Origin of the sequence: Curtobacterium sp. CFBP9011, assembly GCF_034045095.1 — a bacterium.
Classification (GTDB): Bacteria; Actinomycetota; Actinomycetes; order Actinomycetales; family Microbacteriaceae; genus Curtobacterium.
In genome coordinates, this window is record NZ_JAXCWN010000004.1 from 154,068 (window position 1) to 174,222 (window position 20,155).

Below are 20,155 nucleotides of genomic sequence, written 5' to 3' on the forward strand. Positions count from 1 at the left end.
GTGCCCGGGCGAGCCGCGTCGGCAGCCGGGCCGGCCCCGGGGACGCACCCCGTGCCTCCCGTCCGAGCGCCGTCACGTTACCGGCGTGTTAAACCCTCGCATCTCACTTCCGTGAGCGATCCGTGAGCGCATATTGTGCATTCATGATCGATTTGGCATCATGGCCGTCACAATCACGCAAGGGAGCGAGATGAGCATCACGAGCACGCGCACACTCCGAGTCGGCGTGGTCGGCATCGGTCAGCGGTCGTACATCGCGAACCACGTCGCCGCCGCCGGACTCGACGCCGACGGGGTCGACGCCCGGATCGTGGCCGCAGCCGACGTCACCGGACCCGGCCGCCAGCGCGCCGCCGAGGCCTGGCCCGACGCCACGGTGGTCGACGGCCACCGCGCACTGATCGGCACCGACGGCGCCCCGAACCTCGTGGACGCCGCCATCGTCACCACCCCGGACTGGACCCACGCCGAGATCGCGATCGACCTGCTCCGCGCGGGCATCGCCGTCTACCTCGAGAAGCCCCTCGCCATCACGGTCGAGGACGCCGACGCGGTCCTCAACACCGCCGCCGAGACCGGCACCCCGCTCTACGTCGGCCACAACTTCCGGCACGCGGCCGTCGTCCGCCTGATGCGCGACGTGATCGCCCGCGGCGAGATCGGCGAGGTGAAGGCCGTCTGGGTCCGCCACTTCGTCGGCAACGGTGGTGACTACTACTTCAAGGACTGGCACGCCGACCGCAGCCGGGTGAACTCGCTCCTGCTGCAGAAGGCCAGCCACGACCTCGACGTCGTGCACGCCCTCGCCGGCGCCTACACCAGCCGGGTCGTCGGCATGGGGTCGCTCTCGGTCTACGGGGACGTCACCGACCGCCGCGACCGCAGCGACGAGCTCATGACCGACTGGTTCTCGTTCGACAACTGGCCGCCCGCCGAGCAGACCGGCCTGAACCCGGTCGTCGACGTCGAGGACGTGTCGATGGTCATGATGACGCTCGAGAACGGCGTGCAGGCCAGCTACGAGCAGTGCCACTTCACGCCCGACTACTGGCGGAACTACACGGTCATCGGCACCCACGGGCGTCTCGAGAACATCGGGGACACCGGGGGTGGCGTGGTCAAGGTCTGGAACCACCGCCGCAACTGGGACGTCGCCGGGGACGTCGAGTACCCGATCGACGGCGTCGAGGACGGCCACGCCGACGCCGACCTCCTCACCATGACCGAGTTCCTCCGGTCGCTGGCGTTCGGTGAGCCGACCACCCTGTCCCCGATCGCCGCCCGTGCCGCGGTCGCCGCCGGGGCACTCGCCACCCGCTCGCTCCGCAACGGCTCGGTCCCCATCGACGTGCCGCCCCTCCCTGACGCCACCCTCCGACACTTCGCGACCACTCCCGACCGCGACGACGTTCCCGAAAGGACCACCCGATGACCGCTCCGACCGCCCGCCCGGGCCACGGCCGCCGCCGCGCACTGCTCGGTCTCGCCGCCGCTGTCAGCGCCGTCGCGCTGCTCGCCGGCTGCAGCACCTCGTCCTCCGGCAGCTCCGGCGGCTCCGGCGAGGTCGCGAAGGACACCAAGGCGAACCTGACGTACGCCGTCTGGGACCAGAACCAGGTGAAGGCCATCAAGGCCAACATCAAGGGGTTCAACGAGGAGTACCCCGACATCAAGGTCAACGTCGACGTCACCCCGTACGCCAGCTACTTCACGAAGCTGCAGACGCAGGGTTCGAGCAACACGCTGCCCGACCTGTTCTGGATGAACGGCCCGAACTTCCAGCTGTACGCAGCCAACGGCAAGATCGCCCCGATCACGGACGAGGTGAAGTCCGGTGCGATCGACCCGGACAACTACTCGGCAGCGCTCAACAAGCTGTACACGTACGACGGCACCCAGTACGGCGTCCCGAAGGACTTCGACACGATCGGCGTCTGGATGAACAAGGCCCTGTTCGAGAAGGCCGGCGTGCCCATGCCGTCGAAGGACTGGACCTGGAGCGACTTCCAGAAGACCGGCGCCGAGCTCTCCCAGAAGCTGAAGTCCGACGGCGCGTACGGCGCCGCGGCCGGCATGGACGGCCAGACGACCTACTACGACACGATCTTCCAGGCCGGAGGCTCGGTCATCGACGGCGACAAGTCGGAGTACGACTCGAAGGCCGCCGAAGCCGGGCTAACCTACTGGACCGACCTCATCAAGTCCGGCGCCTCGCCCTCGATCAAGCAGCTGACCGACACCACCGCAGACCAGTGGTTCACCTCCGGCAAGGTCGCGATGTACCAGGGCGGCAGCTGGTTCCGCTCCGCGCTGATCGGCTCCGACATCGAGAAGGACGTCGTCGCCTACCCGCTGCCGAAGGGCAAGGAGCAGGCCACGGTCATCCACGGCGTCTCGAACGTCGTCGCCGAGGGCTCGAAGGACAAGGCCGCCGCGCAGGCACTCCAGGCGTACCTGGCCAGCAAGCCCGCCCAGCAGCAGCAGGGCGACATGGGTGCGGTCATCCCCGCCTACACGGGCACGCAGGACGCCTTCACGAAGACCATGCCGGACGCCGACCTGCAGGTCTTCCTCGACGCGGTCGAGTACGCCAAGCCGCTGCCGGTGTCGAAGAACACCGCCGCGTGGAACACCCTCGAGACGAACCTGCTCCCGAGTGCGTTCGACGGCTCGGAGCCGGTCGACCAGGTCGCGAAGGAACTCGCCCAGAAGATGGACGCAGCACTCGCCAAGGAGTGACGACGAGCCGGCCGGTCGGGCACCCCGACCGGCCGGCCGCCGCACGCCCACCACCCGCAGCATCCGCACCACCCGGACCACCCGATCCGACCGCCCTGGCCGAGGAGCGACCTGATGACGATCCACACCCAGCGACCCGACGCCGCCGAGGCGTCCCCACCGCCCGAGACCCGCCCCGCCGCCCGATCGCGACCGACGCGGGCCCCCCGCACCGACGGCTTCTGGCCGTGGCTGTTCGTCCTGCCGCTGCTCATCGGCGTCGGCACGTTCTTCATCTGGCCGATCCTGCAGACGTTCTACTACTCGTTCACGAGCTGGGGCGTCTTCGGCGGCTCGAGCTTCACCGGTCTGGCGAACTACACCCGCCTGATCGCCGACCCGCAGCTGTACCAGTCGCTGCTCAACACGATCATCTACACGGTGATCGTCCTGCTCGGCATCCCGATCGCGGTCTGGCTCGCCAGCCTGCTGAACACCCCGGGCCTGCGCTTCGCCCAGTTCTACCGGGTGCTGTTCTTCCTGCCCTACGTGGCGATGCCCGCCGCGATCGCGCTGGTCTGGCGCATCATGTTCAACGGTGACTTCGGCATCGTGAACTCGTTCCTCGGGTTGTTCGGCATCGCCGGCCCGTACTGGATCTCCACCCCGGGGTTCGCCCTCGTCGCGGTCTCGCTCGTCGGCCTGTGGTCGTCCCTCGGCTTCTCGATGATCATCCTCGGCGCCGGGCTCAAGGACATCCCGCCGGAGCTGTACGAAGCAGCCGAGCTCGACGGCGCCAGCCGGTGGCGGCAGTTCCGCTCGCTGACCGTGCCGCTGCTCAGCCCGAGCATCTTCTTCGTGCTCATCGTCACGACGATCTCGAGCTTCCAGCTGTTCGACCTGCTCTACGCGATCCTGGGCCCCCTCAACCCGGTGATCCCGAAGACGATGTCCCTCGTCTTCTACTTCTACAACTCCGGGTTCGTCGACGGTGACAAGGGCTTCGCGGCGGCGATCGCGATGGTGATCTTCCTGCTCATCGGCATCATCACGGTCATCCAGTTCCGTGTCCAGAAGAAGTGGGTGCAGTCATGACCGGCATCATCGAAGCGCACGGCAGCAAGCTGTCCGCGGCGACCAAGGCCGCCAGCCGCACCCGTGTCCGTGGCCAAGTCCGTCCCGGTCGTCGCGGCGGCAGCCACTGGTGGATCCACGTGGTGCTCGGCGTCGGCGGGTTCGTGATGGCGTTCCCGTTCCTCTGGCAGATCATCATGGCGCTGTCCACCAACGCGCAGGTGACGTCGCCCACGCCGGTGTTCTGGCCGGGCCAGCTGCAGTGGCAGAACTTCGCGCAGGTGTTCGAGCGGCTGCCCTTCCTGAGCCAGCTCGGCACGTCGATCTGGGTGACCCTGATCCGCACGGCAGCACAGATCGTGCTCTGCACCCTGGCCGGGTACGCGTTCGCGCGGATGCGCTTCCGGGGCCGTGGACTCATCCTGGGGATCGTGCTGTCGATCCTGCTGGTGCCGTCGCAGGTCTACCTGATCTCGCAGTACCAGATCGTGCAGGGCCTCGGCTGGCTCGACACCCTGGCCGGCATCGTCGCGCCGGGCCTGTTCAGCGCGTTCGGCACCTTCCTGATGCGGACCGCGTTCCTGAGCATGCCGGCCGAGCTCGAGGAGGCCGCGCGCATGGACGGCGCGAACCCGTTCCAGACGTTCTGGCGGATCATGCTGCCCCTGGCCCGGCCGTCGATGAGCGTGCTCGCGATCACCACGGTGCTCTGGTCGTGGAACGAGCTCCTCTGGCCCCTGGTGGTGTCCACCCGGGCCGAGGCGATGCCGCTGGCCGCCGGGCTCGCGACGCTCTCGAGCGACCGGACCGTGGACTACCCCGTGCTCATGGCCGCGAGCCTGATGGCGATGGCGCCGGTGCTCATCATGTTCATCGTGCTCCAGCGCCGGGTGATCGACGGGCTCGCCTCCTCGGGTCTCAAGTGAGTCCGGCAGCCGTCGGCCGGGAGGCCCGCCCCGACCCCGTCGCGCTCCTCACCGCCGCCGTCGGGTCGCGTCACGAGCCCGCCGGGCTGGCCCCGGCGCTCGAGGCGGCCGTGCAGCACCTCGGCCCGGCGGGCCGGGAGGCCGCGCTGCTCGCCGCCCTCCGCGCGGTGCTGCCGGTCACCGAGCGGTGGCTCGTCACACACGGCTGCAGCGCCGAGGACGCCGCCGCGAGCGTCGCGGACGTGGACCGGAAGGCCGACCACTACGGGCTCGACGGCACCGGGCTGGACTGGCTGGCGCAGGTCGCGACCGGGCGCGTGGTGGCCGTGGGGCGCCTCCAGTTCGAGCGGGCCGCCCACCTGGCGGACGGGACGCCCGCGTGGGGCGTGCACGTGCCGGAGGCGGGTCCGCTCGCCCCGGCGGCTTGCGACCGGTCCTTCGCGGCGGCACCCGCGGTGCTCCGGCGGCTCGACCCCGACCTGGCGGTCGACACGTTCGTGTGCTCGTCGTGGTTGCTCGATCCCGAGGTCACCGCCGTCCTCGGACCGTCGTCGAACACGGCGCGGTTCGCGGCACGGTTCACCCTGCTGCCGGAGTCGGACGACCCGGACGAGCTGCACGAGTCGCACCACGAGGGTGACGCCTCGATGGCGAAGTTCGTCTTCGGCACGGACCAGGCCTCGGCGCGCCAGGCCGTCCCCGTCGGCCGACTGCAGCACGCCGTCCAGGAGCGGTGGGCGGCCGGCGGGCACTGGTCCGAGCGCACCGGGACCGCCCCGGTCGGCGTACCGTTCCGGACATGAGCGCACCCGACCGAGACCACCTGGACGACGGCGTCGACATGACCTTCGAGGAGCGTCGCCACGACACGTTCCGCCGGATGTCCGGGTCGGACGAGCACGACGAGGCACCCCGTGTCGAGGTCGAGGAGACCGAGTCCGGCGACGTGCGCATCGACGTCGCCGACAGCGCGGCCGTCCGACCGGGCGACTGAGCACCTCCCTGCACCGACACCGCCGAGTTCGCGTTCGTCCACTGAGCGGAGCCCGCGTCCGCCGGTGACGGCGGCGCACGGCAGAATCAACGGCGTGCACCTCGTCCTCGCCCGTGTCGACGGCGGCCTCACCGCGACGCCGCTGACGGACGCGGGAGCGCCGGACGGTCAGCCGACGCGCCTGGACGAGTCGGGCCTCCCGGCCTTCGTCGCCGCGCACGACGGCCCCGGCGTCCGCTGGGTGTGGTCCGACACCGCCCGCTGGTACCCGGCCGTGCTGGCAGCCGGCGGACGCGTGGCTCGTTGCGTCGACCTGCGCCTCGGCCACCGCCTGCTCCGCACCGCGCTCGCCACCCGCGGGTCCGCGCTCGCGCAGGCCCCGGTCAGTGCGTGGGACGCCGCCGCCGCTCCGGAGGCCCGACCCGCGCCCGCCACGCAGGCCTCGCTCTTCGACGACGACCTGTTCACGATCGCCCCGGCCGACGACGACCTCGACCCGGTCGCCGAACTGCGTGCGCAACTCGAGGCGGTCGCGGGAGCGACTGAGCCGGGAGCGCTGCGGCTGCTCCTGGCGGCGGAGTCCGCCGGCGCCCTCGTCGCCGCCGAGATCAAGCACGCCGGTCTGCCCTGGCGGACCGACGTGCACGAGCGGCTGCTCGCCGACGCCCTCGGCCCGCGCGTGCCGTACGGGGTGCGGCCCCGGAAGCTCGAGGAACTCGCCGTCGTCCTCCGTCAGCGACTCGACGACCCCGACCTGAACCCGGACTCGCCCGCCGACGTCCTGCGCTCCCTGCGGCGGGCCGGACTCGTCGTGGACAGCACCCGGAAGTGGGAGCTGGAACGTCTGGAGCACCCGGCGATCGAACCGCTGCTGGAGTACAAGCGCCTCTACCGCCTGCTCACCGCCAACGGGTGGACGTGGCTGGACGAGTGGGTGCAGGACGGCCGGTTCCACCCGGAGTACGTCGTCGGCGGGGTCGTCACCGGACGCTGGGCGGCGAACGGCGGCGGCGCGCTGCAGCTCCCGAAGCAGGTGCGCGGCGCCGTGGTCGCCGATCCGGGCTGGGAGCTCGTCGTGGCGGACGCCGCCCAGCTCGAACCGAGGGTGCTCGCCGCGATGGCCGGCGACACCGACATGGCCGCCGCCGGGGACGGGCAGGACCTGTACGACGGGGTCGTGGCCTCGGGTGCGGTGCAGACCCGCCAGCAGGCGAAGATGGCGATGCTCGGCGCGATGTACGGCGCCACCCAGGGCGAGGGCGGACGGTTCGTCCCACGGCTCGCCCGGGCCTTCCCGCGGGCACTCGACCTGGTCGAGCAGGCGGCCCGGGCGGGCGAGCGCGGCGAACCGGTGACCACCCGGCTCGGTCGGACATCACCGGTGCCGGAGCAGTCCTGGTTCGAAGCCCGGAACCGGGCGTACTCGGTCGACGGCGCTCCGGCGATGCAGCGGGCCGTCGAGTCCCGAGCGCGGAGCTGGGGGCGGTTCACGCGGAACTTCGTGGTGCAGGGGACGGCGGCCGAGTGGGCGCTGTCCTGGATGGGCGGCCTGCGCACCCGGCTGGCCGCGCGGACGGACGGACCGGTCACCGCGGGCCCGCACATGGTCTTCTTCGTGCACGACGAACTCGTGGTGCACGCGCCGGCCGCCGACGCCGAGTGGGTGGCGGAGCAGGTTCGGGCCGCGGCGGTCGACGCCGGGCGGATCATGTTCGGCGGGTTCCCGGTCACCTTCCCGCTGACGGTCGCGGTGGTCCGGTCGTACGACCAGGCGAAGTAGCCACCCCGGCCGTCCCCGCACAGCCGCGGACGGGCAGGGTGGTCGGATGGAACAGCACCACGCCGACGGCCGCCCACCCGTGACCGGCCGCGCACCCGCGATCGGCGGCGCCGAGCGCGAGCGCGTCGACCGGACCGTCGGCGACGTCGACCTCACCCGCTGGCGCACCCGTGCCGGCCGGACGATCGCGGACTCGTGGGCCGCCCTCGGCCGCCGCTTCGGAGCGCTGCCGCTGCTGCTCGTCACCCTGCTCGTCGGGATCGGCATCGCCGCGCTCGCGACGTGGGTGGCGTCCGAGGTCTACGACGCCGTCCGCGAGTCCGACGACGTCGCCGTGCTCGACCGGCCCGTGCTCGACTGGATGATCGCGCACCGCACCCCGGCGCTCGACCAGGGCGTCACGTGGTGGACCGACATCGCCGGCACCATCGGGATGCCGATCGTCGCCGTGCTGTTCCTGGTCGGCCTGACGATCCAACGCCGGGCGTGGACACCGCTCGTGCTCCTCGTCGCCGCGAGTGCCGGCTCCCTCGCCATGACGATCGCCGGCAAGGACCTCATCGGCCGCGCCCGGCCGCCGCTGTCCGACGCCGTCCCGCCGTTCGAGCACTCGCCGTCGTTCCCGTCCGGGCACACCCTCAACGCGACCGTCGTCGTCGGCACGATCGTGTACCTGCTGCTCCTCCGGCAGAGCCGTGTGGTGACCCGGGTCTGGACGATCGTCGTCGGGACGCTGTTCGTGTTGTCCGTCGGGGTCTCGCGGGTGTTCCTCGGGCACCACTGGACCACCGACGTGCTGGCGGCGTGGGCGCTCGGGCTGGCCTGGCTGGCGCTCGTCATCACGGCGCACCGGCTGTACCTGACGGCGTTGCACCGGGGGGCGGAGCCGACCCCGTCGTGAAAACTTGAACAACACGATCGTGAATTCAAGTTCCCGGCGATCGACTTGAACCCCGGTGCCTCTGGTTCAAGTAACGCGCTCGAAACTTGAACCGTGGAAGTCGGCATCCTCGACGAGGTCGAGCGGCAGGGGGTGCGGATGTTCCGCGCCACCGACGTGGTCCGTGTGACCACACGACCGGTCCGTCGTACGCCCCGGTGACGGCGCTGCACCGGGGCGCCGAGCCGACCCCGTCGTGACGCGGCTGCGCGCCCTCGTCAGGTCGGCCCGGTAGGTTTCCCCGCATGGAAGAACGGCTGATCGGCGGCAGGTACCGGGTGACCGGGACCCTCGGGCACGGGGGGATGGCATCGGTGTACCGCGCCGTCGACGAGCAGCTCGGACGAGAGGTCGCGGTCAAGCTCTTCCGCATCGGACCCGTCGACCACGGTGAGCGTGCGCGCGCCGAGGCCGAGATCCACGTGCTCGCCGGCCTCCGCAGCCCGAACCTCGTCACCCTGTTCGACGCGGCCCTCGACACCGACGACGGCGACTCGTTCCTCGTCATGGAGCTCGTCCCGGGCAGCGACCTCGCCACCCGGCTGCGCGAGGGGCCGCTCGACCCGACGACCACCGCCCGCGTCGGCGCCCAGGTCGCCGAGGGCCTGGCCGCCGTGCACGCGCAGGGCATCGTGCACCGCGACGTGAAGCCCGCGAACGTCCTGCTCGAGCAGGACGGCGAGCACGTCAAGCTCGCCGACTTCGGCATCGCCCTGCTCCGCGACGCCGCCCGCGTCACCGGGACCGGCACCGTCATCGGCACCGCCGCGTACCTGGCGCCGGAGCAGGTCCTCGGCCAGCCCGTCACCGGCGAGGCCGACGTGTACGCGCTGGGTCTGATGCTCCTCGAGGCCCTCACCGGCAAGCAGGCGTTCCCGGGCAGCGCGGTCGAGGCCGCCACCGCCCGACTCGCCCGAGCGCCGGAGATCGACCAGCACCTGCCGACGGCGTGGCGCACGCTGCTCCACGTCATGACGGCGCAGCACCCGGGAGACCGCCCGTCCGCCACCGAGGCAGCAGCACGCCTCCGCGCCCTCGGTCGGGACGAGGTCGCGCCCGCCACGCAGCTCCTGCCGGGAGGCCCGGGGGCCGTCACGCGCGCCGCCGCCGGTGCCGGGGTGGCCGGTGCCGCCGCGGCAGCTGCCGCTGCCGGAGGTGACCCCGCGGACGCGGCGACGCGTCAGATGCCGGTGAGCGGTGCCTCCCGTCCGGACGACGCCACGCGCCGACTGCCGGCCCAGTCCCAGCCGTCGCGGAGCGCGGACGACGACGTGGCGACCACGATCCTCGGCACGCCCGGAGCCGCAGCGGCGGGTCCGGGCTCCGGCGGCGGTGGGCGCTCCGGTGGCACCGCCACCCCGGCCCGGCCGCTCGCGATCGACCCCGACGAGCCTCGGCGGAAGCGATGGGTGCTGCCGCTGATCGTCCTGGCGGTCCTCGTGGTCGCCGGCATCGTCGTGGCGGCCCTCGCGTTCAACCGTGACGACAGCAGCACGCCGAACCCGACCGAGTCGACGCAGCAGACCGCACCGACCGACGACCAACCGAGCTCGGAGCCGTCCGACGAGTCGAGCGAGCCGGCGCAGCAGCAGCCGAGCCAGCCGGCCGAGCAGCCGTCCCAGCAGCCCTCCGAGCCGGCGCAGGAGCAGCCGTCCGACGAGCCCTCCGAGCCCACGGACGAGTCGAGCGACCCGACCGACCAACTGCCGACGACCGACCCGGTGCCGGGCAACGACACGACCCTGCCGGTGCAGGACCCGCTGGACACCGGGGTCGACACCACCTCGCGGCAGGGCCCGGGTGCTGGCGGCGGGACCGGTCCCGGCAAGTCCGGCGACGCTCCGGGGCAGAACAAGCCCGCAGGCTGACCTGTCGTTCACCTCGGCGGAGCACACTCGAGCCATGTCGATGAGCGCACCGTTCGATCCCCAGCAGCCGGGCAGCGACGTCCCCGTGGACGGCTCCGACCAGTACGACCTCGAGGTGGAGGAGTCCCGCGGGACGGCCTCGGGCTCCGAGCCGTCCGGAGCTGACGTGACCGGAGCGGACGCGACCGGCGACCCGGCCGACTCCCCGGTCCGGCACGACGACGAGGACGAGGCCGGCGGTGGCCCGGTGTTCCGGCGTCCGCAGCCCGGCGACCGGCTGCACGCGGACGACCTCGACGGCTAGTCAGCTCGACAGCTCGACGGCTGGACAGGCGACGTTGCGGGGACTCCCGGGTCTGCCGTGCATGCTCGTCGGATGTCGATGAGCAGCGCGTTCGACCCGTCGAAGGGTCTCGCCATCCCCGAGGAACAGGTCACCGGCGACGGTCTCGAGCTCGACGAGGACCCGGCAGTGCTCGGGATCCAGTTCGAGGTCGTGTCCGGCGGCACGGCGGACCCCGCGGCGGCCCTGCCCCCGCGCGAGCCGGGCGAGGACGACGCTCCAGCGGGCTGAGGCTGCGCCGGAGCGTCGTCCACGGCGGCGACCGTCAGGGGACGGTGTGTCCCGCCGCGGTGAGCACTCGGTACCACTCCTCGCGGGACAGCTCCACGTCGGAGCCGGCGGCCGAGTCCCGGACGCGCTGCGGGTTCGTCGTGCCGAGGACGACCTGGAAGTGCGCCGGGTGCCGGGTGATCCACGCCACGGCGATGCCGGTCGGGGTGACGCCGTGCGCCGCGGCCAGTTCCTCGAGCGCGTCGTTCAGCTCGGCGTACTGCTCGCGGTCGCCCAGGAAGACCCCGTCGAAGAAGCCCTTCTGGAACGGCGACCAGGCCTGCAGCGTCACGTCGTTCAGCCGCGAGTAGTTCAGGATGTCGTTGTCGCGGTCGATCGCCTGGTCGAGGCCACCCATGTTCGCCACGAGGCCCTGCGTGATGACGTTCGCGTGCGTGATGCTCAGCTGTACCTGGTTGAACGCGAGCGGCTGCTGCACGGACTTCTTCAGCAGCTCGACCTGCCCGGGGGTGTGGTTCGAGACGCCGAAGTGGTGCACCTTGCCGGCCGCGTGCAGCTCGTCGAAGGCCTTCGCGACCTCTTCCGGCTCGACCAGGGCGTCGGGGCGGTGCAGCAGCAGGACGTCGATGTAGTCGGTGCGGAGGGCGGCGAGCGACTCCTCGACCGAGGACAGGATGTGCTCGTACGAGAAGTCGAAGTACGCGCCGCCCGCCGTCGGCCGGATGCCGACCTTGGTCTGCAGCACGATCTCGGCGCGCTCCGCCGGGGTCAGCGTGACCGCGCCACCGAACCGCTCTTCGCAGCCGTGCCAGCCGCCGTACACGGCCGCGTGGTCGAACATGGTCACGCCGGCGTCGCGCGAGGCGGCGTACAGCGACCGGATGTCCTCGTCGCTCATGTCGTTGATCCGCATCAGGCCGACGACGACGTCGGATGCGGTGAGGTCCGTCTGTGGCAACTCCAGTGTCTTCACCCGACCGATCCTGCCAGCGGCCACCCGGGTGAGCCAGGCCCTGGCCGTACCCGCCAGCGCAGGGCGGACTGCCCCGCCAGCGCAGGGTGGACTGCCCCGCCAGCGCAGGGTGGACTGCCCCGCTGTCGCAGGGTGGACTGGCCAGCGCAGCCGGTCTACGGCAGCAGCACCGCGACGACCGCCGAGCCGTCGGCGCCCCAGCCGGCCGTCAGGGTCGCCCCGGCGGGGACGTCGCCCCCGAGCACCCGAAGCACGGCGAGCGTGCCGTGGTCGGTCGTGACGGTGGTGACCGAGCCGTCGGTGCGGGCATCGACCGTCGTGACCGTCGGCGACGTCTGCTCGGTACCGTCGCCGGACGCCCGGCCCTCCTTCTCGAGGGTGCCCGGCCCGGAGGCCCGCTCGAGTTCCGCCTCGTGGCCGCCGGTGGCGATCGCCCGCCGCAGGACGTCGGCGTACACCGGGTCGCCGACGGCGTCGTAGACCCATCGGTGGCCCAGGACCGAGTGCTCCATCTCGGTGACGAGGAACGCCTCGGCACCCGCGAGCGGCGCCCCGCGGTAGGTCAGCGGCACGTGCAGCACGGGGCCGTCGCCGGCGCGCACGAGGTACGTCTCCACGCCGACCTCACCGTCCGGGTCGTCGAACCGGAAACGCCCGACCTGCTCGACCGTGGTGCCGGCGGGGACTGCGCTCCACGGCTGTCCGGGCAGCCAGGCGCTGATCGCGTCGAGCTTGCCGGGGGTGAGAGTCGCTTCGTGGATGACGGCCATGATGGCAACCTACCGGCACGCCCGTACCCTGGACCGGTGCGTGACGACCTGCTGCCCGTGCTCGCGTGCCCGGTGTGCGCCGAGCCGCTCGCCCGCACCGCCCCGGTCCAGGCCGGCTGCCGGAACGGGCACCGCTACGACGAGGCGAAGCAGGGCCACCTGACGCTGCTGCCGGCCAGGCGCCGGGCACTCACCGCGGACACCCCGGCGATGGTCGACGCGCGACTGCGCTTCCTCGGCCGCGGACACTACGCCCCGGTCGAGCGGGCGCTCACCCGCGTGGTCGGCGAGGCGACCGCGCCGGGCGTGGTCCTCGACGTCGGCTCCGGCCCCGGCACCTACCTCGCCCACACCCTCGACGGTGCCGGCGACGACTCTGCCGGCGACGACACCGCCGTCGCCGGTCCGGCCGGGAGGCTCGGGGTCGCCCTGGACCTGTCGGCCGTCGCCGTCCGCCGCGCGGCTCGCATCCACGCGCGTGTCGGGGCCGTCGTCGGGGACGTGACCGAGCGCCTCCCGGTCGTCGACCGTGCCGTAGCCGTCGTGCTCGACGTCTTCGCACCCCGCAACCAGCACGAGTACGCCCGGGTGCTGCACCCGGAGGGCGTGCTCGTCGTCGTCACGCCCCGGGCCGGCCACCTGGCGGAGCTCGCGGCGGCGACGATCAGCGTCGACCCCGAGAAGGAGCGGCGGCTGCACGACAGCCTGACCCCCGCGTTCACACTGCGGGCGAGCGAAGACCTGACGTGGACGATGGCGCTGACAGCCGAAGACGTGCACGACGTCGTGCACATGGGGCCGAGCCACCACCACGTGGCACCCGACACCGTGTTCGCGCCGGAGTCGGTGACGGCGGCGGTGACCGTCAGCACCTGGGCGCCCACGGCCTGAGCGGCGGGCTGCGGTCCGCGGTCAGACGGCCGACCCCGGGCGCTGCCGGGGGTGGCGTCCGACCCGGGCCTCGTACAGCCGACGTGCGACGAAGCCGAGGCCCGCGCCCGCCATCCCCGCGGTCAGGGACACGGGCTGCCCGTGCACACCGGCCGCACCCCAGGCGTTGAACAGGATGCCCCACTGCGCGGCGGCGACCGGCGCGCCGCCCACCGCGTACCGGCTCTGCGCCATCCCGTTCCACCACCCGGTCGGCACCGCCCATGCCAGAGCCAGCGTGACGAGCAGCAACCACGCGGGCAGCGTGCTGGGCGCCGGCAGCACGAAGAACAGCAGGGAGAAGACGAGCAGCCCGACGCTGGCCACACCCGACGGTACGAGGGACGCCCGTTCCGACCGGGTGAGCGGCGCCGGGCGTCGGGGGCGGCTCCGGTCGACGAGCTGCTGCTGTGGCCACGGGGGTGCGGACTGACGCCGTCGTCCGACCAGGAGCCAGCGGACCTGGATGCCGACCATCCACCCGGCGACCAGGCCCACGATCCCTGCGAACACGGCCCCGGGGACAGCTGGTCCGAACGTCAGCTCGGCGACGAAGAAGCTCACGACGATGACGGGGACGCCGATGAGCGGTGGTGCGGCGGCCACCACCAGGGCGCCCCAGACGACACCGCCGGCGATCCCGGTCAGGGCGACGGGGAGCCCGGCCACATCGAGGTCGCCGGGGTCGGCTGCACTGCCGTAGAGCAGGCCGGAGGCGACGGCGACGAGCGCCACCCACCACCCCAGCAGCGGGACGGGCCACCCGCGCCAGTCCATCTGCAGCCGGAGCGCGCGGCGCAGGTCGCGCCGCTTCCTGAGCTTTCGCGCCCGGGCCTTCCGCGCCCGCGCGACTTCCTGCTCAGGTCCTGGTCCCACCGCGGCGCCCGTGTCCCCCATGCCACCAGCATGCCGGTCCGGACGCTCCCGGGATCGTCGGTCAGTACTTCGGCGCGTCCGGGCCCTGCGCGTTCGGCCCCGGCGTCTCGGGTGTGGGCCACGGCTCGGCGGGTCCACGCTGTGCGGGCCAGCCCTGCGGTGCAGCGCCCGGTGCCGGCCAGCCCTGCGTGGCAGCGGCCGGGTACGGAGCGCCCTGTACCGGAGCATTCGGTGCCGGCCGGCCCGGTGCCGGCGCGTTGGCCGCTGGCCAGTTCGCCGCCGGGGTGGCTGCGCCCGCGTAGGCGATCCACGCCCAGGGGGCGCGTTCGGCCAGCCAGGCCTCGAGGTCGGGGTAGCCGATCGCGATCGAGACCGTGTCGAACAGCACGGCACCGTTCGGGTCCCGCGCCTGGATGCCCCCGTACGGGCCGGTCCAGGGGCGGATCGAGGCGATGGCGGTGTGGTGCACCTCGCGTTCGGCCCGGAAGCCCTTCCGTACGATCAACCGGTCCGGCAGCGCGTCGATCCGCGTCCGTGCCAGCGCGCCGGCGAGCAGGACGAAGGCGACACCGGCGAGTAGGGCGAACCCGCCCGTGATGCCCACGGGCAGCGCGTCCGGTTCGTCGGTCGACGTGACCCCGGCGAGCAGCAGCACGGCGCCGACGACCGCGAGGAGGATGCCGATCGTGCGCAGGATCACCCGCTGCCACCGTCGCGGCCGCACGGTGAACAGCGCGTCCGGTGCTGCTCCCGCGAGCACACGCTGGTGCTTCCGCTTCCGGTCCCCCCGGCGGATGGCCGACGTCACCAGTACCGGGACGACGGCGGCGATGACGAAGGCGATGGTCACGGATGTGATCGTGGTCCCCATGCGGTCAGCGTACGGACCGACGGCGTGCGCGTCCGCCTGCGGTCCGCCGTCGGGGAGTGAGCCGTTAGGGCGGTGCACGCGTCACCCACGGGGCCGTGAGGGAACCGTTAGGACCGTCGGTCGCGACCCCGACCGGAGCCACCATCGGATTGCACCACAACCGGTGCGGTCCACGGCAGCTGCCGCGGGCACCTCGATCTCCAGGAGTCCCACGTGTTCGACGTCTTCGTCGTCGCCGGTGTCCTCGCCGTGTTCGGCGTGGTTGCACTGATCGCCAAGGGGGTGGAGCGGCTGTGATCGCCATCACCATCGCCGCCGCCGTCCTCGGCCTCGCCGCTGTCGTGTACCTCGTCTGGGCGCTCGTCCGCCCCGAGAAGTTCTGATGGGCGCCGCGCAGACCTGGGCCGGCATCGCCCAGGTCGCCCTCCTCGTGCTGCTCCTCGTCGTGGCCCACCGGCCGCTCGGCGACTGGATGGCCCGCGTCTTCACGAGCACCCACCACGGCCGCATCGAGCGAGGTGTCTACCGCCTGATCGGTGTCGACCCCGACGCCGAGCAGTCGTGGGCCGCGTACCTCCGCGGCGTGCTGCTCTTCAGCGTCACCGGCGTGCTCCTCGTCTACCTGCTCCAGCGGATCCAGGTGGTGCTGCCGGGTGACCTCGGCCTGCCCGCCGTCGGTCCCGCGCTCGCGTTCAACACCGCGGTCTCGTTCGTCTCGAACACGAACTGGCAGTCGTACTCACCCGAGGCCACCGTCGGGTACACCGTGCAGATGGCCGGCCTGGCGGTGCAGAACTTCCTGTCCGCCGCCGTCGGTCTCGCCGTCGCCGTCGCCCTGGTCCGCGGGTTCGCCCGTCGGAAGTCCGGCACGCTCGGCAACGTGTGGGTCGACGTGGTCCGCGGCGTCGGGCGTCTGCTCCTGCCGCTGGCGTTCGTCTCCGCACTCGTGCTCGTCGCCGGCGGCATCATCCAGTCGTGGGGCGCCGGCACCGACGTCAGCACACTGGCCGGTGGCACGCAGCACATCCCGCAGGGCTTCGTCGCCTCGCAGGAGGCCATCAAGGAGCTCGGCACCAACGGCGGCGGGTACTTCAACGCCAACTCCGCCCACCCGTTCGAGAACCCGCAGGCGTGGACGAGCCTCTTCGAGGTCTTCCTCATGCTCGTCATCCCGTTCTCGCTGCCCCGCACCTTCGGCAAGATGGTCGGCGACACCCGCCAGGGCACCGCGATCGTCTCCGTGATGAGCGGCATCTTCCTGGTGTCCCTCGCCGCGATGTCGATCGCCGAACTCGCCGGTGGCGGGTCCGCGACGCACGCCGCCGGAGCCGCGATGGAGGGCAAGGAGGTCCGCTTCGGCATCCTCGGCTCGACGCTCTTCGCCACCGCGACGACCTCGACGTCCACCGGTGCCGTGAACTCCATGCACGACAGCTTCACCCCGCTCGGCGGCATGATGGCGCTCATCAACATGATGCTCGGCGAGGTCACCCCCGGCGGTGTCGGCTCCGGCCTCTACGGCATCCTCGTGCTCGCCGTCATCACGGTCTTCATCGGCGGCCTGCTCGTCGGCCGCACGCCGGAGTACCTCGGCAAGAAGATCCGCGCCAAGGAGATGACCTACGCCGCGCTGTACATCCTGGTCACCCCGACCGTGGTGCTCACCGGCACGGCCCTGTCGCTCCTGATCCCCGGCGTCCGTGAGCAGGTGCTCGGCACGTCGCTCTTCAATCCCGGCAACCACGGCCTGTCCGAACTGCTCTACGCCTTCACCAGCGCCGGCAACAACAACGGCTCGGCCTTCGGTGGTCTCACCGCGAACACGACGTGGATGAACTCCGCGCTCGGTGTCGCGATGCTGCTCGGCCGCTTCGTGCCGATGGTGTTCGTCCTGGCGCTCGCCGGGTCGCTGGCCAAGCAGGACAAGGTGCCGGCGACCGTCGGCACGCTGCCCACGCACCGGCCGCTGTTCATCGTGCTCCTGGGCGGCGTCGCCGTCATCGTCACCGCACTCACGTACTTCCCGGTGCTCGCACTGGGCCCGCTCGCAGAAGGACTGTCCTGATGACCACCCTGACTCCCGAGACGGAGCAGCACACCGCTGAGCAGCCGGGCCGACGCTCGTCGGCCTTCGGACCCCGCCAACTGGCGGCGGGCCTCCCGGGTGCGTTCCGCAAGCTGGACCCCCGGCTGATGTGGAAGAACCCGGTGATGTTCATCGTCGAGGTGGGGGCCGCCCTGACGACGGTCACCGCCGTCGTCGAGCCCTTCACCCGGTCGGGAGGCGCGGCCGACTCCGGCGCGCCCGTCCCGTCCTCCTTCACCATCGCGATCGCCGTCTGGCTCTGGCTGACGGTCGTCTTCGCGAACCTGGCCGAGTCCGTCGCCGAGGGGCGCGGCAAGGCGCAGGCCGAGACGCTCCGCAAGACCCGTTCGACGACCAGCGCCCGCCGCGTCGTCGGCTACTCGGCGTCCGACCCGGCCGCACTGTCCACCGCCACGGAGGACGTCGCCTCGGTCGACCTGGCGAAGGGCGACCTGGTGGTCGTCGTCGCCGGCGAGGTGGTCCCCGGTGACGGAGACGTCGTCGACGGCATCGCCTCGGTCGACGAGTCCGCCGTCACGGGTGAGTCCGCTCCGGTGATCCGCGAGTCCGGCGGCGACCGCAGCGCCGTGACCGGCGGTACCCGGGTGCTGTCCGACCGGATCGTGGTGCGCATCACCTCGACCCCGGGCGAGACCTTCATCGACCGGATGATCCGCCTGGTCGAGGGCGCCGCCCGCCAGAAGACGCCGAACGAGATCGCGCTGAACATCCTGCTCGCGTCGCTGTCGATCGTCTTCGTGATCGTCTGCCTCACCATGCAGCCGATCGCCGGCCTGGTCGGCTCGACGGTCAGCATCACGGTGCTCATCGCGCTGCTCGTCTGCCTCATCCCGACCACCATCGGCGCGCTGCTCTCCGCGATCGGCATCGCCGGCATGGACCGGCTCGTGCAGCACAACGTCCTGGCGATGTCCGGCCGTGCGGTCGAGGCCGCCGGTGACATCACCACGCTGCTCCTCGACAAGACCGGCACCATCACGTACGGCAACCGCCGCGCCTCCCGGGTCGTCCCGGTGCCGGGCGTGACCGAGCCGGAGCTGATGGCCGCCGCGGCGCTCTCGAGCGCCGCGGACGGGACGCCCGAGGGCCGCTCGATCGTGGACCTGGCGCTCGCCGCCGGGGTCTCCACGCCCCTCCCGGCCGGTGGGGTCGAGGTGCCGTTCACGGCGCAGACCCGGATGTCCGGCGTCGACCTGCCCGACGGGTCCTCGGTCCGGAAGGGTGCTGCTGCGGCAGTGCTCGCCTGGGCGGACACCAGCGACGCCGGTGTCACCGCGGCGATCGACGCAACCGTCGCGGAGATCTCCGACCAGGGCGGCACGCCGCTCGTCGTCGGCCGTCGTGACGCTGCCGGCACGGTCCAGCTGCTCGGCGTCGTGCACCTCAAGGACGTCGTGAAGGACGGCCTGGCCGAGCGGTTCACCGAACTGCGCAGCATGGGCATCCGCACCGTGATGATCACCGGCGACAACCCGCGCACCGCCAAAGCCATCGCGGCCGAGGCCGGCGTCGACGACTACCTCGCCGAGGCCACCCCGGAGGACAAGCTCGCGCTGATCCGCCGCGAGCAGGAGGGCGGCAACCTCGTCGCCATGACCGGTGACGGCACGAACGACGCCCCGGCCCTGGCGCAGGCGGACGTCGGCGTGGCGATGAACACCGGGACGACCGCGGCCAAGGAGGCCGGCAACATGGTCGACCTGGACTCGGACCCGACGAAGCTCATCGACGTCGTCCGGATCGGCAAGCAGCTGCTCATCACCCGCGGTGCGCTCACCACGTTCTCGATCGCCAACGACATCGCCAAGTACTTCGCGATCATCCCGGCGATGTTCCAGGCGACGTTCCCGGGCCTCGGTGCGCTGAACATCATGCACCTGCACTCTCCGGCGTCGGCGATCCTGTCGGCGATCGTGTTCAACGCGCTCGTCATCGTGGCGCTCATCCCGCTGTCCCTGCGTGGCGTCAAGTACCGCGCAGCCTCGGCGTCGTCGATCCTCGGCCGCAACCTGCTCGTCTACGGGCTCGGCGGCGTCATCGTCCCCTTCATCGGCATCAAGTTGATCGACCTCGTCGTCGGTCTCATCCCGGGGTTCTAGTCATGGCTTCCTCTTCTCGCTCCTTCCTCCGCTCCACCGGTGTGGCCGTGCGCCTCACCCTCCTCGCCACCGTCGTCCTCGGCGTCGGCTACCCGCTCGCCGTCTGGGGTGTCGGCCAGGCCGCCTTCCACGACCAGGCGAACGGCTCGATGGTCACCGACTCCTCCGGCACCACCGTGGGCTCGTCGTTGATCGGGCAGTCGTTCACCGGCAAGGACGCGGCCCGCTGGTTCCAGTCCCGCCCCTCCGCAGCCGGCGAGCACGGGTACGACGCGAACGCCTCGTCCGGGTCGAACCTCGGCCCGTCCAACCCCGACCTGACCAAGGCGATCGACGAACGACGTGCCGCGATCGCGAAGGCCGACGGCGTGCCCGCGTCCGAGGTCCCGGCGGACGCGCTGACGGCCTCCGGCTCCGGGCTCGACCCGGACATCAGCCCGGAGTACGCCCGCCTGCAGATCGCCCGTGTTGCCTCGGCTCGCGGCGTCTCCGAGGCCCGGGTCCGTGCCCTGGTCGACGAGCACACCGAGTCCCGGCAGCTCGGGTTCCTCGGCGGCCCGGCGGTCAACGTCCTCGAGCTGAACCTGGCGCTGGCGAAGCTCGGCTGACCCCCCCCGCGAAACACCGGTGTTCGTGCATCGAGCCGCGAGATCCC

At 72.0% G+C, this 20,155-nt stretch carries 20 protein-coding genes; 16 read left to right on the top strand and 4 right to left on the bottom strand.

Annotation, left to right across the window (positions count from 1 at the left end; all coding sequences use genetic code 11):
- The first annotated feature begins 190 nt into the window (after positions 1-190).
- From SOM35_RS10380 to SOM35_RS10430, 11 genes are all read left to right on the top strand, one after another.
- Complete coding sequence (locus SOM35_RS10380) at positions 191-1,432, top strand: Gfo/Idh/MocA family protein (protein ID WP_320515335.1); 1,242 nt, start codon at positions 191-193, stop codon at positions 1,430-1,432.
- Positions 1,429-2,739, top strand: coding sequence for an ABC transporter substrate-binding protein (locus SOM35_RS10385; RefSeq protein ID WP_320515336.1), 1,311 nt, complete (start codon positions 1,429-1,431; stop codon positions 2,737-2,739). Before SOM35_RS10380 ends, SOM35_RS10385 begins: the two co-directional genes overlap by 4 nt.
- A gap of 114 nt (positions 2,740-2,853) precedes the next feature.
- The gene (locus SOM35_RS10390) at positions 2,854-3,813 is read left to right on the top strand and encodes a carbohydrate ABC transporter permease (RefSeq protein WP_320515337.1); all 960 of its coding nucleotides are present in this window, start codon (positions 2,854-2,856) and stop codon (positions 3,811-3,813) included.
- The gene (locus tag SOM35_RS10395; RefSeq protein ID WP_253465442.1) at positions 3,810-4,718 is read left to right on the top strand and encodes a carbohydrate ABC transporter permease; all 909 of its coding nucleotides are present in this window, start codon (positions 3,810-3,812) and stop codon (positions 4,716-4,718) included. The genes SOM35_RS10390 and SOM35_RS10395 overlap by 4 nt, the downstream gene beginning before the upstream one ends.
- Positions 4,715-5,521 carry a hypothetical protein gene (locus tag SOM35_RS10400; protein WP_320515338.1) on the top strand — a complete coding sequence of 269 codons (807 nt, stop codon included), beginning with the start codon at positions 4,715-4,717 and terminating at the stop codon, positions 5,519-5,521. Before SOM35_RS10395 ends, SOM35_RS10400 begins: the two co-directional genes overlap by 4 nt.
- The gene (locus SOM35_RS10405) at positions 5,518-5,712 is read left to right on the top strand and encodes a multidrug transporter (protein WP_110824332.1); all 195 of its coding nucleotides are present in this window, start codon (positions 5,518-5,520) and stop codon (positions 5,710-5,712) included. The genes SOM35_RS10400 and SOM35_RS10405 overlap by 4 nt, the downstream gene beginning before the upstream one ends.
- A gap of 94 nt (positions 5,713-5,806) precedes the next feature.
- Positions 5,807-7,492, top strand: a complete 1,686-nt coding sequence (locus SOM35_RS10410; RefSeq protein ID WP_320515339.1) for a bifunctional 3'-5' exonuclease/DNA polymerase — start codon at positions 5,807-5,809, stop codon at positions 7,490-7,492.
- Positions 7,493-7,538: 46 nt separating this feature from the next.
- A complete protein-coding gene (locus SOM35_RS10415; protein WP_320515340.1) occupies positions 7,539-8,393 on the top strand; it encodes a phosphatase PAP2 family protein in 855 nt (284 codons plus the stop codon).
- 284 nt (positions 8,394-8,677) lie between these two features.
- Complete coding sequence (locus SOM35_RS10420) at positions 8,678-10,300, top strand: serine/threonine-protein kinase (protein WP_320515341.1); 1,623 nt, start codon at positions 8,678-8,680, stop codon at positions 10,298-10,300.
- 34 nt (positions 10,301-10,334) lie between these two features.
- A complete protein-coding gene (locus tag SOM35_RS10425) occupies positions 10,335-10,604 on the top strand; it encodes a hypothetical protein (protein ID WP_320515342.1) in 270 nt (89 codons plus the stop codon).
- A 72-nt stretch (positions 10,605-10,676) separates the two neighbouring features.
- Positions 10,677-10,874, top strand: a complete 198-nt coding sequence (locus SOM35_RS10430; RefSeq protein ID WP_301223105.1) for a hypothetical protein — start codon at positions 10,677-10,679, stop codon at positions 10,872-10,874.
- Positions 10,875-10,908: 34 nt separating this feature from the next.
- On the opposite strand, the gene SOM35_RS10435 is transcribed toward SOM35_RS10430, so the two are convergent.
- Both SOM35_RS10435 and SOM35_RS10440 read right to left on the bottom strand, forming a co-directional pair.
- A complete protein-coding gene (locus tag SOM35_RS10435; RefSeq protein WP_320515343.1) occupies positions 10,909-11,847 on the bottom strand; it encodes an aldo/keto reductase in 939 nt (312 codons plus the stop codon).
- Between the two features lie 155 nt (positions 11,848-12,002).
- Entirely contained in the window at positions 12,003-12,617 is a 615-nt protein-coding gene (locus tag SOM35_RS10440) for a CG0192-related protein (protein WP_320515344.1), read from the bottom strand.
- Positions 12,618-12,653: 36 nt separating this feature from the next.
- On the opposite strand from SOM35_RS10440, the gene SOM35_RS10445 reads away from it, so the two are divergent.
- Complete coding sequence (locus tag SOM35_RS10445; RefSeq protein WP_320515345.1) at positions 12,654-13,508, top strand: putative RNA methyltransferase; 855 nt, start codon at positions 12,654-12,656, stop codon at positions 13,506-13,508.
- A gap of 21 nt (positions 13,509-13,529) precedes the next feature.
- Here the strand turns inward: SOM35_RS10445 and SOM35_RS10450 are convergent, their stop codons facing one another.
- Positions 13,530-14,444, bottom strand: a complete 915-nt coding sequence (locus SOM35_RS10450) for a hypothetical protein (RefSeq protein WP_320515346.1) — start codon at positions 14,442-14,444, stop codon at positions 13,530-13,532.
- A 40-nt stretch (positions 14,445-14,484) separates the two neighbouring features.
- Entirely contained in the window at positions 14,485-15,294 is an 810-nt protein-coding gene (locus tag SOM35_RS10455) for a hypothetical protein (protein ID WP_320515347.1), read from the bottom strand.
- A 293-nt stretch (positions 15,295-15,587) separates the two neighbouring features.
- Between SOM35_RS10455 and SOM35_RS10460 the strand changes: the two genes are divergently transcribed.
- The 4 genes from SOM35_RS10460 to kdpC are packed head-to-tail and all read left to right on the top strand — an operon-like array spanning position 15,588 to position 20,108.
- Positions 15,588-15,677, top strand: a complete 90-nt coding sequence (locus tag SOM35_RS10460) for a potassium-transporting ATPase subunit F (RefSeq protein ID WP_111074018.1) — start codon at positions 15,588-15,590, stop codon at positions 15,675-15,677.
- Entirely contained in the window at positions 15,677-17,359 is a 1,683-nt protein-coding gene (kdpA, locus tag SOM35_RS10465; protein ID WP_320515348.1) for a potassium-transporting ATPase subunit KdpA, read from the top strand. The genes SOM35_RS10460 and kdpA overlap by 1 nt, the downstream gene beginning before the upstream one ends.
- Positions 17,359-19,500 carry a potassium-transporting ATPase subunit KdpB gene (kdpB, locus tag SOM35_RS10470; protein ID WP_320515349.1) on the top strand — a complete coding sequence of 714 codons (2,142 nt, stop codon included), beginning with the start codon at positions 17,359-17,361 and terminating at the stop codon, positions 19,498-19,500. The genes kdpA and kdpB overlap by 1 nt, the downstream gene beginning before the upstream one ends.
- 2 nt (positions 19,501-19,502) lie before the next feature.
- A complete protein-coding gene (gene kdpC / locus SOM35_RS10475) occupies positions 19,503-20,108 on the top strand; it encodes a potassium-transporting ATPase subunit KdpC (protein WP_320515350.1) in 606 nt (201 codons plus the stop codon).
- Positions 20,109-20,155 lie beyond the last annotated feature (47 nt).